Source organism: Sinorhizobium fredii (assembly GCF_002944405.1).
GTDB lineage: Bacteria > Pseudomonadota > Alphaproteobacteria > Rhizobiales > Rhizobiaceae > Sinorhizobium > Sinorhizobium fredii_C.
Genome location: NZ_CP024310.1, coordinates 609,157 through 624,979, shown reverse-complemented (window position 1 = coordinate 624,979; position 15,823 = coordinate 609,157). Strand labels below are relative to the sequence as shown.

13 protein-coding genes are annotated in these 15,823 nt (G+C 64.0%); 7 read left to right on the top strand and 6 right to left on the bottom strand.

Annotated elements, in window-relative coordinates:
• The first annotated feature begins 186 nt into the window (after positions 1-186).
• From NXT3_RS26680 to otnK, 4 genes are all read left to right on the top strand, one after another.
• A complete protein-coding gene (locus NXT3_RS26680) occupies positions 187-1,503 on the top strand; it encodes an MFS transporter (protein WP_097539065.1) in 1,317 nt (438 codons plus the stop codon).
• 69 nt (positions 1,504-1,572) lie between these two features.
• A complete protein-coding gene (gene ltnD / locus NXT3_RS26675) occupies positions 1,573-2,502 on the top strand; it encodes an L-threonate dehydrogenase (RefSeq protein WP_097525821.1) in 930 nt (309 codons plus the stop codon).
• A gap of 12 nt (positions 2,503-2,514) precedes the next feature.
• Positions 2,515-3,291, top strand: a complete 777-nt coding sequence (otnI, locus tag NXT3_RS26670; protein WP_097539066.1) for a 2-oxo-tetronate isomerase — start codon at positions 2,515-2,517, stop codon at positions 3,289-3,291.
• Between the two features lie 3 nt (positions 3,292-3,294).
• Positions 3,295-4,575, top strand: coding sequence for a 3-oxo-tetronate kinase (gene otnK, locus NXT3_RS26665; RefSeq protein WP_097525819.1), 1,281 nt, complete (start codon positions 3,295-3,297; stop codon positions 4,573-4,575).
• Between the two features lie 147 nt (positions 4,576-4,722).
• Here the strand turns inward: otnK and NXT3_RS26660 are convergent, their stop codons facing one another.
• The 6 genes from NXT3_RS26660 to gcl all read right to left on the bottom strand — a co-directional run bounded on the left by NXT3_RS26660 (position 4,723) and on the right by gcl (position 11,348).
• Positions 4,723-5,661: a DUF930 domain-containing protein gene (locus tag NXT3_RS26660; RefSeq protein ID WP_097525818.1), complete on the bottom strand. Its 939-nt coding sequence runs from the start codon at positions 5,659-5,661 to the stop codon at positions 4,723-4,725.
• 80 nt (positions 5,662-5,741) lie between these two features.
• A complete protein-coding gene (locus NXT3_RS26655; protein ID WP_097525817.1) occupies positions 5,742-6,233 on the bottom strand; it encodes an ureidoglycolate lyase in 492 nt (163 codons plus the stop codon).
• 41 nt (positions 6,234-6,274) lie between these two features.
• Positions 6,275-7,543 (bottom strand): glycerate kinase type-2 family protein, encoded by a 1,269-nt coding sequence (locus NXT3_RS26650; RefSeq protein ID WP_097525816.1) that lies wholly within the window; start codon positions 7,541-7,543, stop codon positions 6,275-6,277.
• Between the two features lie 244 nt (positions 7,544-7,787).
• Positions 7,788-8,672, bottom strand: a complete 885-nt coding sequence (locus tag NXT3_RS26645) for a 2-hydroxy-3-oxopropionate reductase (RefSeq protein WP_037419094.1) — start codon at positions 8,670-8,672, stop codon at positions 7,788-7,790.
• A gap of 6 nt (positions 8,673-8,678) precedes the next feature.
• Complete coding sequence (gene hyi, locus NXT3_RS26640; RefSeq protein ID WP_097539069.1) at positions 8,679-9,494, bottom strand: hydroxypyruvate isomerase; 816 nt, start codon at positions 9,492-9,494, stop codon at positions 8,679-8,681.
• Positions 9,495-9,563: 69 nt separating this feature from the next.
• Entirely contained in the window at positions 9,564-11,348 is a 1,785-nt protein-coding gene (gene gcl, locus NXT3_RS26635; RefSeq protein WP_104841006.1) for a glyoxylate carboligase, read from the bottom strand.
• A 166-nt stretch (positions 11,349-11,514) separates the two neighbouring features.
• On the opposite strand from gcl, the gene NXT3_RS26630 reads away from it, so the two are divergent.
• From NXT3_RS26630 to ligD, 3 genes are all read left to right on the top strand, one after another.
• Positions 11,515-12,336: an IclR family transcriptional regulator gene (locus tag NXT3_RS26630; protein ID WP_097525814.1), complete on the top strand. Its 822-nt coding sequence runs from the start codon at positions 11,515-11,517 to the stop codon at positions 12,334-12,336.
• Between the two features lie 98 nt (positions 12,337-12,434).
• A complete protein-coding gene (locus tag NXT3_RS26625; RefSeq protein ID WP_097525813.1) occupies positions 12,435-13,271 on the top strand; it encodes a bifunctional allantoicase/(S)-ureidoglycine aminohydrolase in 837 nt (278 codons plus the stop codon).
• Positions 13,272-13,356: 85 nt separating this feature from the next.
• The gene (gene ligD, locus NXT3_RS26620) at positions 13,357-15,819 is read left to right on the top strand and encodes a DNA ligase D (RefSeq protein ID WP_097539071.1); all 2,463 of its coding nucleotides are present in this window, start codon (positions 13,357-13,359) and stop codon (positions 15,817-15,819) included.
• Positions 15,820-15,823 lie beyond the last annotated feature (4 nt).

The window sequence follows — 15,823 nt, the reverse complement described above, 5'->3', positions numbered from 1 at the left end:
TCCTCATCGCTGACGGACCGCCTTGTCTTTTTCAGATACGCCATTTGTTTTGGCAGCGCTACCATTTTTAACTTGGCAGCGCTGCCAAATTGCGCTAGGGAAAAGTGGCAGCGCTGCCAATCCTTGGCGCCGTATCGTCGGATTGCCTAGGGGAGGCGCCGGCGAAACTACTGGAGGAGGAAAATCATGACCCTGGAAACCCAGGCGCCGATCGACGGCGCCTATGCAGCTCGATCGGTGGAGGACCGCGCCTATAGCAAGGTCTTTTGGCGCATCATCCCTTTCCTCATGCTCTGCTACGTGGTCGCCTATCTCGATCGCGTCAATGTCGGCTTCGCGAAACTGCAGATGTCGAGCGAGCTCGGCCTTTCGGAAGCGGCCTACGGCATCGGTGCCGGTATCTTCTTCATCGGCTATTTCCTGTTCGAGGTGCCGAGCAACGTCATCCTCAACAGGGTCGGCGCCCGGGTCTGGATCGCCCGCATCATGATCACCTGGGGCGTCATCTCCGCTGCCTTCATGTTCACCACCTCGGAAACCGTGTTCTACATCCTGCGCTTCCTGCTGGGTGTCGCCGAAGCAGGGTTTTTCCCTGGGATCATTCTCTACCTGACGACCTGGTATCCGGCGCATCGTCGCGCCAAAATCATCACCACCTTCATGTCGGCGATCCCGATATCCTCCATCTTCGGTAATCCCCTTTCCGGCCTGCTGATGGACAGTTTCCACGGAACGCACGGCCTTTCCGGCTGGCAGTGGATGTTCCTGATCGAGGCCATTCCTGCGGTCGTTTTCGGTGTCGCCACGTTCTTCTATCTCGATGACGCCATCGGCCACGCCAAGTGGCTGACGAAGGAAGAGAAGAAGGTGCTGAGCGCCAATATCGACGCCGAGAACCGGACCAAATTGTCGAGCCCACACAGCATCGCCGGCACGCTGACCGACCGCCGCGTCTGGCTGATGTGCCTCATCTATTTTTGCTTCGTGCTCGGACAATACGGCCTAAATTTCTGGATGCCGACGCTCGTCAAGGCTACCGGCGTCACCGGAAACCTGAACATCGGCCTGATATCCGCCATCCCCTATATCTGCACCTTCATCGCCATGCTGGCGCTCGGGCGCTCGTCCGACCGGTTGCGCGAACGGCGCTGGCACCTCGTCGTTCCGGCCCTCATCGCCGCCGGCGGGTTCGTCGCGGCGACGACGGCGACGAGCACCACGCTCGCGATCGTCTGCCTGTCGCTGGCTGCAGCCGGTGCCATCAGCTGCGCACCGCTTTTCTGGTCCCTGCCGACGGCATTTCTCGCCGGCACCGGAGCAGCGGCCGGCATCGCCTGGATCAACTCGGTCGGCAATCTCGCCGGTTTCCTCGGGCCATTCCTGGTCGGCTATCTCAAGGACTTCACCGGCAGCAACAGCGCCGGCATGTATCTCCTTGCCGCGGCGCTGGTCATCGGTTCGCTGGCTGTGCTGGCGGTTCCCGCAAAGACCGTGAACCGGTAAGCTCCAACCGCGCCGCCGGATTCGGTCCGGCGGTGCCCGCCTGCCACATCAGGGATGGAGAGTCTATTCATGTCATCGCATGCTGAAAGTCCCGAACGCGTCACCGCGGCGGTGATCGGTCTCGGATCGATGGGCTTCGGAATGGCCCAGTCCATGAAGCGCGCCGGCCTCGATGTCGTCGGCTACGACATTGCTGCGGCAGCGGTCGAGCGCTTCGCCGCCAAAGGCGGCCGCGGTGCGAATACGCTGCGCGAAACCGTGGCCGATGCCGATATTGTCGTTTCGGTGGTCGTGAATGCCGCCCAGACCGAGGCCGTCCTGTTCGGCGCAGACGGCATCGCCGCGGCCATGAAGCCCGGCGCGGTCTTCGTCTCGTCGGCGACCATGGATCCGGCAATTGCACGCCGCCTGGCGGAGCAGCTCGAAGCGCTCGGCTTGCACTATCTCGATGCGCCGATCTCCGGCGGCGCCGCCCGCGCCGCGAAGGGCGAGCTGACGATCATGGCGTCGGGCTCGCCGCAAGCCTTCGCTGCAGCCCGCCCCGCGCTCGACGCAATGGCCGCCAAGGTCTACGAGTTGGGAGACGCTGCGGGTACCGGCGCGGCCTTCAAGATGATCAACCAGCTTCTGGCCGGCGTGCATATCGCAGCCGCCTGCGAAGCCATCACCTTTGCCGCCAAGCAGGGCCTCGACCTCGACAAGGTCTACGAGGTGATCACCGCCTCGGCCGGCAATTCCTGGATGTTCGAGAACCGCGTCTCGCATGTGCTCGCCGGCGACTACACGCCGCTCAGCGCCATCGAGATCTTCGTCAAGGACCTCGGCATCGTCCAGGACATGGCGCGCGCCGAGCGCTACCCGGTGCCGCTGGTGGCGGCCGCCCTGCAAATGTATCTCGCCGCTTCCGGCGCCGGCATGGGGCGCGACGACGATTCCTCGCTTGCGCGGCTCTACGCCCAGCTTTCCGGCGCCAAGCTGCCCGGCATGGACAAGGGATAAAGGACGTTCGACATGCCCGTTTTCGCCGCCAATCTGACGATGATGTTCAACGAGTGGTCGTTCCTAGACCGCTTCGACGCCGCCGCGGAAGCGGGTTTTACTGCCGTCGAATATCTCTTCCCCTACGAGGCACCGCCGGAGGCGATCGCCGAACGGTTGACTCGCAACAAGCTTGAGCAGGCACTCTTCAACCTGCCGCCCGGCGACTGGGCGGCGGGCGAGCGCGGCATCGCCGCCCTTCTCGGCCGCTTCGAGGCGCTGAAAGTCGATGTCGAGCGCGCACTCGACTATGCGGCAGCGACGGGCGTCAAGCGGCTGCATCTGATGGCGGGTCTCGCAGATCCCTCCGACGAGGAGGCCGTAGCCTGCTATCAGCGTTCCGTGATCTACGCCGCCGAGCGCCTCGCTGAGAAAGATCTCGACCTGCTGCTCGAACCGATTAACGGCCGCAACATGCCCGGCTATTTCCTCAACGACTTCGGCGCCGCCGAACGGTTGATCACCGAGCTGAACCTCGCCAACCTGAAGCTCCAGTTCGACATCTACCATCGCCAGATCATCCATGGCGATGTCGCGATGGCGCTCCGACGTCTCATACCGATCACCGGCCACATCCAGATCGCCAGCGTGCCGTCGCGGCAGGAGCCGGACGGCGAAGAGCTGAACTACCCCTATCTCTTCGCCGAGATCGACCGGCTCGGCTACACCGGCTTCGTCGGCTGCGAATACACCCCGCGCGGCGGAACGCTCGACGGCCTTGCCTGGTTCAAACCCTTTGCACGGAGCTGACCAATGACAATCCTTTTGGGATCGATCGCCGACGACTACACGGGCGCCTCCGACCTCGCCAATACGTTGACGAAGAACGGCCTGCGCACGGTGCAGACGGTCGGCATTCCCGATCCGGCGCTCGCCCTGCCCGACGTCGACGCAGTGGTCGTCTCGCTGAAGATCCGCTCTGTTGCCGCCGACGAGGCTGTCGCTGCGGCAAGCAGGGCGGAACGGTGGCTGCGCGACCGCGGCGCCGCCCATGTTCTCTACAAGATCTGCTCGACCTTCGATTCCACCGATGAGGGCAATATCGGCCCGGTGACCGAGGCGCTGGCGAAAGCCGCGGGCGGCGGCATCGCGCTCGTCACCCCGGCCTTTCCGGAAACCGGCCGGACCGTCTATCTCGGCCATCTTTTCGTCAACGGACAGCCGCTCGACGAAAGCCCCCTCAAGGACCATCCGCTCAATCCGATGCATGACGCCAATCTGGTTCGCGTCATGGGCCGGCAGTCTCAGGGCAAGATCGGCCTCGTCGACCTGGCGACGATCATGGCCGGCCCCGCCGCCGTAACGGCCCGGCTCGATGCCCTGGGCGCGGAAGGAACTTCCGCCGCCCTTGCCGACGCGATCTCGGAGCGCGACCTCGAAACGCTCGGCGAGGTGGCGCTGCGGACGCCCGTATCGACCGGCGCCTCCGGCCTTGGGCTCGGCCTCGCCCGCGCCATCGTGCGCTCCGGTCGCGCTTCTTCGGCAGGCACAGCCACGACGGATGCCGTGCGCCCCGTCGGGGGACTTGCCGCCATTGTCGCCGGCAGCTGCTCGGCAGCAACGCTGCGGCAGCTCGAGATTGCCGAACGCTCCATGCCGGTGCTGCGGCTCGACACGGAGAAGCTGCTCAGAGGGTCCGATGAAATTTCCGCGGCGATCGCCTGGGCCGGCGAGCGGATTTCCGCAGGCCCGATTGTCATTGCCGCAAGCGCCTCGCCCGATGTGGTCTCACGCCTGCAAGCGCATTATGGGCGCGAAGCGTCCGGCCACGCGATCGAAACCGCAACTGCAACCGTCGCCAGCGAACTGGTGGCGCGCGGCGTCAAGCGCCTCGTCGTCGCCGGCGGCGAGACCTCCGGCGCAACGGTCGACAGGCTGGCCATCCCCGCCTTCCTGATGGGCCCCGAGATCGCTCCCGGCGTGCCGGTTCTTCGCACCGTCGGCAATGCCCAGGGCGACATGCTGCTGGCGCTGAAGTCCGGCAATTTCGGCGGCGACGACTTCTTCGCCACGGCGCTGGCGATGATGCGCTGAGGCCCGCAACCACCCGGCAGGCCTTCCTCGATCCTCATTCCTGTGCTCGTCACAGGAATCCTGTGTGTATGATCTGTGGTAGATGGGTGCGGGTGGAAGGAATCCGTCAAGCTCATTTCGCCATTATCTGAAAGACGCACCGCGCTCTCACTCCTTCGGCAGCTGGCGCGTGCTCCACTCGCCCCTGGGAATCGCCTTACCGATCGCAAAGCTGAAGGAGGCGACCGACGTCGTCTCCGAGTTGACCTCGCATTTGAAGTCGATCGTGTACCATTTTCCCCGGCTGCGGAAGGCGCCGCCGCTGGCATTGAGACCCGAAGCCGAAACCATACCGCCGATCGGTCCAAACGGGACAAGCATGTCCGGAAAGGCATCAGGTCTCTCTCGGCGCACCTGTTCGAGCGCCTCGATGGTGCAAAGCTGCACGATCCGCCTCTTCGGCGGCAGCCGTCCCATCGCCTGTTTGACGCGGGGGTCCGACAGGGCATCCTTGGAATAGATTTCCTTCGCCTCGACCAGATTGCTCGACTGGCGCTCGGAGGCGGTCTCTGCCGGCTTTTGCGCCGCATCCGCCTTCGCTTCTTCCGGCAGCGGCTTCTCGCTGAGAACAGGCGCTCCTTGACGCGCTGGAGCAGCCTCGTCCGACTTGTTTACCGCGTCCTTGGCTTCGACGCGCAACTCAGCCAATGCCGTTCTAGTTTCGGATGGCTTGTCGGCGTTGTCCTTCCTGGCAGAGGGAGCACTTGCCTGCTCAGCCGGTGTCTTGGGCCTCTCGATCCTGCTTGGCGCGGTGGGCGGCAATTGCGGCTGCGGCGGCTTTTCCTTGTCAACCTCAGACGAAGCGGATTCGAATACCTGTGGCTGCGCCCGGGATGACTGAGGCCTTGGCTGGTTCGATTTTTCCTGTGGCTTTTCCTCAGGCTTCGGCGGCGGAACAAGCTCGACATTGATGCTTTGCTCTTTTGCAGGCGGCGCATGCTCCGGCAGCCGAACGAGAAGCAGGAAGGCCAGCGCCAGATGCAGGGCGACCGAGGTCGGAATGCCCCACCCGGTTTCTCCCCACATTGTTCTGGCCGTCTGCAGCATTGCTCAATGGATCACGGACTCGATCGCCCGAACCTAAGAGCTTGATGGCCCCGCAACAAGGGCGCAGGCGACAATGTCCGTCACGCGTACTCGACCCGATAGGGCGTATCGAAGAAATGCTCCTCCAGATTGCAACCTTCGCCGCCGCGGTCGACGACGACGAAATCGGAGACGCCGTAGAGCGGCGTCAGAATGCCGTGCCAGACGTTGCGGGCGATGTTGACGCCCTGGCCGGACGCCGTCTCGAAAGCGATTGGTTCGCCCGGCCTGCCTCCCTCATCCGGAGCGACCACGACAAGAAAGGCGTTCTCCGTCAGCGGCACGAAGGCCTGGCTGCCAAGGGGGTGGCGCTCCACCATCCTGAGCGGCAGCGGAATCTCGTAAGGCTCGCCGCGCAGCAGGCTGATCAGGGCGCGCGCCTCCGGGCCGGTCGTCTCGACCGTTGCGAGATCGTGGTAGCGGATGCATTTGCCCGCATTGATGGGGAAGCTCTTTGCCTCGTCGACTTCGATCACGTCGCCGAAGGGGGCGAATTCGGCCCGCGACAGGGGCCGGATCGGCAGGGATTTCATCGCATTTCCTCCCGTTTGTTGTCGTTTGCTCCCGGCCGCGCTCATTGGATCAGCATCGCCCGAAAGTCGTTGATGTTGGTGCCGGTCGGCCCGGGCTTGAAGAGGTCGCCGAGCGCATCGAAGGCCGACCAGCTGTCGTTGCGCTGAAGCAACGCCGCCGCATCGATCCGCTGCTGAAACAGCCGGGCGATCGTCGTGGCGTCGGCGAAAGCGCCGGCATTGTCCTCCGAGCCATCGATCCCGTCGGTGTCGGCCGCCAGCGCCGAAATGCCGCCGACGCCGTCAATGCCGAGAGAGAGCGACAGCAGGAACTCGCTGTTGCGACCGCCTCGGCCGGCGCCTCTCACCGTCACGGTGGTTTCGCCGCCGGAGAGCAGGACAACCGGCTTTTCGAAGGGACGGCTGCGGGTCGCCACCTCGCGCGCAATCGCCGCATGCACCAGCCCGACATCACGGGCCTCGCCCTCGATCGAATCCGAAAGAATAATTGCCTCGACGCCTGAGGCACGCGCTTGGGTCACGGCCGCCTCCAACGAGACGCCGGCCGAGGCGATCAGCCGAACCTCGTTTCGGGCAAAACGCGGATCGTCAGGCCTTGGTGCATCCGCCGCTTCACCCGCCAGCCATGTGTGAACGCGTTCCGGCAGCGCCAAGCGGTAGCGCTCGATGATTTTCAACGCATCGGCACGCGTACTGTTGTCGGCGATCGTCGGACCGGAGGCCACCAATGCCGGATCGTCGCCGGGTATGTCGGAGACGACGAGCGATACGACCCGCGCGGGGTAAGCGGCAGCGGCCAGCCGCCCGCCCTTGATCACCGAGACGTGCTTGCGCACGGCATTCATCGCCCGGATCGGCGCGCCCGAAGCCAGCAAGGCGCGGTTGACGGCAATTTCGTCCTCGAGCGAGAGCCCTGGCGGCGGCAGCGGCAGCAGCGCCGAACCGCCGCCGCAGATCAGCGCCACGACGAGGTCGTCCTTCGTCAGGCCGCCGACCTCGGAAAGCAGTCGTTTCGAGGCCTGGAGCCCGCTTTCATCCGGCAAGGGGTGCGAGGCTTCGAGCACGTCGATGTGTCTGCAAGGAACACCGAAACCGTAGCGCGTTACGACGGCGCCGCTGAACGGCCCTTGCCACAGTGCCTCGAAGGCCTGCGCCATCTGTGCAGCACCCTTTCCGGCGCCAATGACCACGGTGCGGCCCCTAGGCCGTTGCGGCAGATTGGCCGCAAGAACGCGCGCCGGATCGGCGGCGGCGACCGCCGAAGCGAACAACGATTCCAGGAATTGACGCGGATCGGCGATGACGGCCATTTTTCCTCCTGTTCGCAAATGCCCGGGCGGCGGCTCCTCCTTCCGCCGCCCGGATGCATGATTGCCGCAGTGGATGGGGACGCCCGCCGGGCCGATCATGCGCGATTCTAAAGCATGGAGCGGGGTGCGGGCGGAAAACCGCACACACTTTCCTCATCCCGCTCCAGCGCAGCGCCCGAAATCGGCATCGATTTTCGGAAAGCACGATGCCTAGATTCAACGTGTTACAGCGCCGCGCTGTAGTTCAGGCGACCTCGTGGTTCGCCATGCGCTCAAGCGCCCGAACCAGACCCGAATGGTCGAGGCCGCTGTCGCCATTGGCGGCGCAGTTGTTGAAGAGCTCCTGCGTCGCCGCCGTGTTCGGCAGCGAGATGCCAAGGCTCTTCGCCCCCTGCAGCGCCAGGTTCAGATCCTTCTGGTGCAGCGAGATGCGGAAGCCCGGCTCGAAGGTCCGCTTAATCATCCGATCGCCGTGAACCTCGAGAATCCGCGAAGAGGCAAAGCCGCCCATCAACGCCTCGCGGACGCGGGCCGGGTCGGCGCCCGCCTTGGAGGCGAAGACCAGCGCCTCGGAAACCGCCTCGATTGTCAGCGCGACGATGATCTGGTTGGCAACCTTGGTGACCTGGCCGTCCCCGCAATCGCCGACGAGGGTGATGTTCTTGCCCATCAGCTTGAACAGCGGCAAGGCGCGCTCGAAGGAGTCCGGCGTGCCGCCGGCCATGATGCTGAGCGTAGCATTCTTGGCACCGACCTCACCGCCCGAAACCGGCGCGTCTATATATTCCGCCCCGGTTTCGCGGATCCGCCTGGCGAACTCCTTCGTCTCGATCGGCGAAATCGAGCTCATGTCGATGACCAGTTTGCCCTTGCCGAGGCCATAGGAAACGCCGTTCTCGCCGAAGAGAACATCCTTCACTTCCGGCGTGTCCGGCAGCATCAGGATGATCGTGTCGACGGTTTCGGCGAGCGCCTTCGGCGTTTCGGCGAACTGTAGGCCATGATCAAGCAGTTCCTGACGCGGCGGGATCGCGAATTTCGACGTGATGATGGTGTGGCCTGCATCCTGCAGGTGGCGCGCCATCGGCGTGCCCATGATGCCCAGTCCGATAAAGCCGATAGATGCCATTTTTGCTTAGCTCCTGATCTTGATGATGTCTGCGGATCGGTTGCGCTTGCGCTCGGCCCCGAGCCAGCCGAGCCCCTCCGTCGTGGTCGTGCGCGGCTTGTATTCGCAACCGATCCAGCCCTCGTAGCCGGCGGCTTCCAGCGCATCGAAAACGAAGGGGTAGTTAATCTCGCCGGTGCCCGGCTCGTTGCGGCCCGGATTGTCGGCGAGCTGGACATGCGCAATCCGGTCCGAATAGCGCTTATAGGTGCCGATCAGTTCGCCCTCGGTCCGCTGCTGGTGGTAAAGGTCGCACTGTATGAACAGGTTATCGCTGCCGACCTCCTCGATGATCGCGGCCGCCTGCCCAACCGTATTGAGATAAAAGCCGGGAATGTCGAAGCGGTTGATCGGTTCGATCAGCAGGCGGATGCCATGCTTGCCGAGTTCGCTCGCCGCGAGCCTCAGATTGGCAACAAGGGTCGTGCGCAGCACGCGGTCCGGCACTCCGTCCGGCGCGATGCCGACGAGGCAATTGACCTGCTTGCAATCGAGCGCCATCGCATAATCGATGGCGGTTGCGACACCCCTGCGGAATTCGTCGATCCGATCCGGCAGGATGGCGATGCCGCGTTCGCCGCGCGCCCAGTCGCCGGCGGGAAGGTTGTGAAGAACCTGCGTCAGTCCGTAGCGATCGAGAGCGCTGCGCAAGGCTATTTTCTCGAATTCATAGGGAAACAGATATTCCACGCCTTCGAAGCCAGCCTTGGCGGCAAGTGCGAAGCGGTCGAGGAACGGCGCCTCATTGAACAGCATGGTCAGGTTTGCCGCAAATCTCGGCATGCGGTTACTCCTCTGGAAGGGGAAGCAGGATGCGGCCGGAAGACCTCCCTCATCCTGCTGTTGATGGTTTCAATCGAGCAGGGCGGCGATTGCGGTCGGCGCGTCCTCGCCGCGTTCGGCAAGCTCCTCGAACTCGACGACCGCATTGATGTCGGCGCCCATGGCGATGTTGGTGACGCGCTCGAGGATGAATTCGATGACGACCGGCACCTGGTGTTCCTCCATCAGCGCCTGCGCCCGTTCGAAGGCATCGGCGAACTCATTGGGGTTCCTGACGCGGATCGCCTTGCAGCCGAGGCCTTCGGCGACGGCCACGTGATCGACGCCGTAACCCTTCTCGGCGTCGCCGTTGGCATTGATGTTGTCGAAGGCGAGGCTTACCTCGAAGTCCATGTCGAAGCCGCGCTGGGCCTGACGGATCAGGCCGAGATAGGAGTTGTTGACGACGACATGCAGGTAGGGGAGCTTGTGCTGCGCCCCGACCGCGAGTTCCTCGATCAGAAACTGGAAATCGTAGTCGCCCGAAAGCGCGACGATCGGGCGGTTTGGGTCCGCGGCGCGGACGCCGAGCGCTGCCGGCAGCGTCCAGCCGAGCGGACCCGCCTGACCGCAGTTGATCCAATTGCGCGGTCTGTAGACATGCAGGAACTGCGCCCCGGCGATCTGGCTCAAGCCGATGGTCGAGACGTAGCAGGTCTTACGGCCGAAGGCCTTGTTCATCTCCTCGTAGACGCGCTGGGGCTTCAGTGGCGTCTGGTCGTAATGGGTCTTGCGCAGCATGGTGCGCTTGCGTTCGCGGCATTCGGCCGCCCAGGCAGACCAGTCTCGCAACTTGCCGGCAGTCTTCCATTCGGTCGCAACGTCGAGGAAGAGTTTGAGGGCGGCGCCTGCATCCGAGACGATGCCGAAATCCGGCGCGAAGACGCGGCCGATCTGCGTCGGCTCGATATCGACATGGATAAACTTGCGTCCTTCCGTATAGATCGGGACGTTACCGGTGTGGCGGTTGGCCCAGCGGTTGCCAATGCCGAAGACGAAATCCGAGGCAAGCAGCGTCGCGTTGCCGTAGCGATGCGAGGTCTGCAGACCGCACATGCCGGCCATCAACGGGTGGTCGTCGGGGATCGCGCCCCAACCCATCAGCGTCGGGATGACCGGAACGCCGGTGATCTCGGCAAATTCGGTGAGGAGGTCCGACGCATCCGCATTGATGATGCCGCCGCCGGCGACGATCAGCGGCCGTTCCGCCGCGTTCAGCATGGCAAGCGCTTTTTCGGCCTGGACGCGCGTCGCGGCCGGCTTGTAGGGCGCGAGCGGCTCATAGGTCTCCGGATCGAACTCGATCTCGGCAAGCTGGACGTCGACCGGCAGGTCGATCAGAACCGGACCGGGACGGCCGGAGCGCATCAGATGGAACGCCTTCTGGAAGACGAAGGGAACGAGCGCCGGCTCCATGACCGTGACCGCCCACTTGGCGACGGGCGCCGCGATCTTGGCGATGTCGACTGCCTGGAAATCCTCCTTGTCGAGACGCGCCCGCGGCGCCTGTCCCGTGATGCAGAGGATCGGGATCGAATCGGCCGAGGCCGAGTAGAGGCCGGTAATCATGTCGGTGCCGGCCGGGCCGGACGTGCCAATGCAGACGCCGATATTGCCGTGCTTTGCCCGCGTGTAGCCCTCGGCCATGTGGGAGGCGCCTTCGACGTGACGGGCGAGAATATGGCGGATCGATCCGCGCGCTTTGAGCGCCGAATAGAGCGGATTGATCGCCGCCCCCGGGACCCCGAAGGCACAATCGATCCCCTCCTTTTCCAGAACATGAACCGCTGCATCGACAGCACGCATCTTGGCCATGGGAACTCCTCCTGTTGAGTGGGATGCTAACCCATATGCCGCGGCGATCAACAAATTTATGGAAATCATTCCCATCATGTGGAAATAAACATCTTCAACAAATATGAGAAAATCAGACGCAATCGCGATAGAGCATGATGATGAGAAGCGATTTGGAGTCGGACTGATGGAGTCGACAGTCAAAGGCAAGCGCGGGCGCAAGGCGGCAGAGAATGCCGCCCCCTCCTCCGTCCAGGTTCTGGACCGGAGCCTGTCGCTGCTTGCCATCGTCGCCGAGGGTGACGGCTCGACCCTGACTTCTCTCTCGGAGCGGACCGGCATGGCGCCCTCGACGGTGCACCGGCTGCTCAGTTCGCTTGCCAGTCACGGCATGGTGACGAACGACGGCGACACCGGCACCTGGACCGTCGGCGTCAAGGCCTTCGAGATCGGCAATGCTTTCCTGCGCTTCCGCAAGCTCGGCACGATCAGCCGGCCCTTCCTGAAGCAACTGATGGAGAAGAGCGGCGAGACGGCCAATATCGGCATCGAGGACGACGGCGACGTGGTTTTCATATCCCAGGTCGAGAGCCACGCGCCGATGCGCGCCTTCTTCCGCCCCGGCCGCCGCGGGCCGATCCATGCATCCGGTATCGGCAAGGCGATCCTCGCCACATGGTCGGACACCGAGATCGCCAAGGCACTTAACGGCAGAACGCTTGCGCACTTCACCGAGCGCACACTCGATACGCTCCCGGCGCTCCTCGCCGATATCACGGAGATCCGCTTTCGCGGCTGGTCGATCGACGACGAGGAGCATACGCTTGGCATGCGCTGCATCGCGGCGCCCGTCTTCAACGAATATGGCGAGGCGATCGGCGGCATCTCGATCTCCGGCCCCACGGTCCGCATCGACGACGCCAAGCTCACGATCATCGGGCCTGTCGTCCGCCGGACAGCCGACGCGTTGACGCACGCCATCGGCGGGCACAGACCGGAGGAGCGCTAGTAAAACCCCCTGGCCTGCCGACAAACGGCGCCACAGCGATTTACCACCGCCGGGATCGGCAGAGCCCGGCTCACCAGCCACCCCGATAGGCGAGAAAGATGAAGAGCAACTACTATTTCCCCGAAGGCGGGCATCCGCCGCAAACGAACCTGCTGACGGATCGGGCGGTGTTCACCGAAGCCTATGCGATCATTCCGAAGGGGGTGATGCGCGACATCGTCACCAGCTACCTGCCGCATTGGACGAATACCCGTCTGTGGGTCCTCTCGCGTCCTCTGTCAGGCTTCGCCGAAACATTCTCGCAATACATCATGGAGGTCGGGCCTTCTGGGGGAAGCGACCAACCTGAAAGCGATCCGCGCGCAGAAGCCGTGTTGTTCGTGGTCGACGGCGAGTTCCGGCTGACGATCGGCGGTGAGACCCACCGGATGCAGCCCGGCGGCTACGCCTTCATCCCGCCCGGCGCCGACTGGAGCCTCCACAATGACGGTTCCACGCCGGCCCGATTCCACTGGTTCCGCAAAGCCTACGAAAAGGTCGATGGAATCCCTCTCCCCGAACCGATCGTCACCAACGAACGTGAAATCACCCCGACGCCGATGCCCGATACGGACGGCCGCTGGGCGACGACCCGCTTCGTCGATCCGTCCGACATGCGCCACGACATGCATGTGACGATCGTCACTTTCGAGCCGGGCGGCGTCATTCCCTTCATGGAGACCCATGTGATGGAACACGGCCTCTACGTTCTCGAGGGCAAGGCGGTCTACCGCCTCAACGCCGATTGGGTCGAGGTCGAAGCCGGCGACTATATGTGGCTCAGGGCCTTCTGCCCGCAGGCCTGCTATGCCGGCGGTCCGGGCAAGTTCCGTTATCTGCTCTACAAGGACGTCAACCGCCATATGGCGCTCGGCACGCCGGGTCGGTGCGCTTGAGCTGAGCCACGCGAGCCGGGGCACTTCGTTGCGGCTCGCGTCAGCCGATATTGCGGGTTCGATGGATAAGCCATAGCTTGGTCGCATGGCGACGTCGAAGCTTGAGGCCTACCGCAAGAAGCGCGATTTTTCGAAGACGCCGGAGCCGGCCGGGCGCCCGGCCGGCGGCGGCAACCGTTTCGTCGTGCACAAGCATCATGCGACTGCAGACCATTACGATCTGAGGCTCGAAGTCGGCGGCGTGCTGAAGAGCTGGGCGGTCCCCAAGGGCCCCTCGCTCAACCCGGCCGACAAGCGCCTGGCGGTCGAGACCGAGGACCATCCGATTGACTATATCGACTTCGAAGGCGTCATTCCGGAGGGCCAATATGGCGCCGGGCCGATGATCGTCTGGGACACCGGTGTGTGGGCGCCGATGGACGATGTCGAGGAGAGCCTGCGCAAGGGCGCTTTCAAGTTTCGCCTGGCCGGCGAAAAGCTCAACGGCGGCTGGATGCTGACGCGGCTGAAGGCGAGGCCCGGCGAAGAGGACGATCGCAACTGGCTTCTCTTCAAGGAACGCGATCCGGCCGCCGATCCCTCCATCGATATTCTTGCCGCCCGGCCGGAAAGCGTCAAATCGGGGCGGCGGATCGAGGAGCTCGTTGAAAAGCCGACGCCAGCCGCCAAGACGGTGAAGCTCAAGCCGGGCGCTCTTCCCGGCGCGACGAAGGCACCGATGCCGACACGCATCGAACCGCAACTCGCAATGCCAACCGCCGCACCGCCGGACAGTGCCCCCGGGCGCGAGGTGTGGCTGCATGAGATCAAGTTCGATGGCTACCGCACGATGGCGCACTTATCCAGCGGCGAGGTGCGCCTCATCACCCGCGGCGGCCTCGACTGGACGCGACGCTACGGTGATCTGCCGGAGGCGTTTCGCCGGCTGTCGTGCCCCGAAGCCGTCATCGATGGCGAAATCGTCGTGCTCGACGAGGAGGGCATCAGCCGTTTTGCGCTCCTTCAGGAGGCGCTTTCCGCCGGCGCAGGCAACCGGCTGGTGTTCTATGCCTTCGATCTTCTGCATCTCGACGGCTGGAACCTCGCCGCTGTCCCGCTCGAGAAGCGCAAGGCTCTGCTCAAGCAGGTGCTCGCGGCGCAACTGTCGAGCCGCTCCGCCATCCAGTTGAGCGATCACGTCATCGGCGACGGGCGCGCCTTTTACCAGCAGGCCTCGGAACTGGGGCTCGAGGGTGTCATTTCCAAACGCGCCTCGGCGCCCTACCAGAGCGGCCGCTCCAAGACCTGGACCAAGACCAAGGCGCTGAAGGCGGAAGATTTCGTCATCGCCGGCTATACCATGTCGGAAGCCGCCGAAGGCCTTGCCGCGCTCGCGCTCGGCGAATGGGTCGACGGCGAACTGCAATATCGCGGCAAGGTCGGAACCGGCTTTGACGCCGAAACGCTGAAACAATTGCTGGCGCGGCTGGAGCCGCTGAGGGCAGGTGCGGCGAAGCTCGAGGGTGCTCCGAAGGAGATCATCTGGGTCCGACCGGTATTGAGGGCGCGCATTCACTACGGGAATCGAACAGCCGACAATATTCTGCGCCATGCGGTGTTCCGGGGCCTCCGTGACGTCGACCTCTCGACGCCAGTTTCACCGCGGCAAAAACGGCTGATCTCCGACGCGGACCTGGCCAGCATCTCGATCACCAATCCGACCCGGCGCCTGTTCGGCAAGTCCGGCCCGACCAAGCTCGACCTCGCCGTCTACTACGCCATGATCGGCGATTTCATGCTGCCGCACATCCTCGGCCGACCCGTCTCTCTGGTGCGCTGCCCGACGGGAAAAACGGCGGACTGCTTCTTTCAGCGCCACCCCTTCACCGGCATGCCGCCTTCGGTCGCGACCTTCCAAACCGCCAACTCGGACGGCGAAACCAGAACTTATCTTTCCGTCGAGGATGCGAAATCCTATCTGGCGCTGGCGCAGTTCGGCGTCGTCGAATTCCACAATTGGGGTACGACGCGCATGCTGCTCGACAAGCCCGATCGCATGGTCTTCGACCTCGACCCCGGCGAAGGTGTCGCCTGGCGGGTAGTGGTCGAAGCGGCCATTCACATCAAGGCCGAACTCGAGGCGGTCGGCCTCGTCCCCTTCGTCAAGACCTCGGGCGGCAACGGCCTCCATGTCGTCCTGCCGGTCAGACCGAAGTTTAACTGGAAGAAGTTCCACCAGGCGGCAAGCGCGATCGCCGCCCGCCTGGCGGCGACCGCGCCGGAGACCTTCACCACCACCATGGGCAAGGGCAATCGCGTAAGGCGCATCTTCATCGACTTCCACCGCAATGCGCGCAGCCATACCTGGGCCGCACCCTATTCGCTGCGCGCCCGTACCAACCTGCCGGCCTCGACGCCGCTCAGTTGGTCCGATCTCGAAGCTATCGACGCTCCGGGGGATTTGAACTATTCTTCGCTGCCAGGCCTTCTGGCCACATCCGGCGATCCCTGGGCCGACATCGGCGACTTCGCCAGGGAACTGCCGCCTCAGTCCGGGACGGAAAAGTAATCGT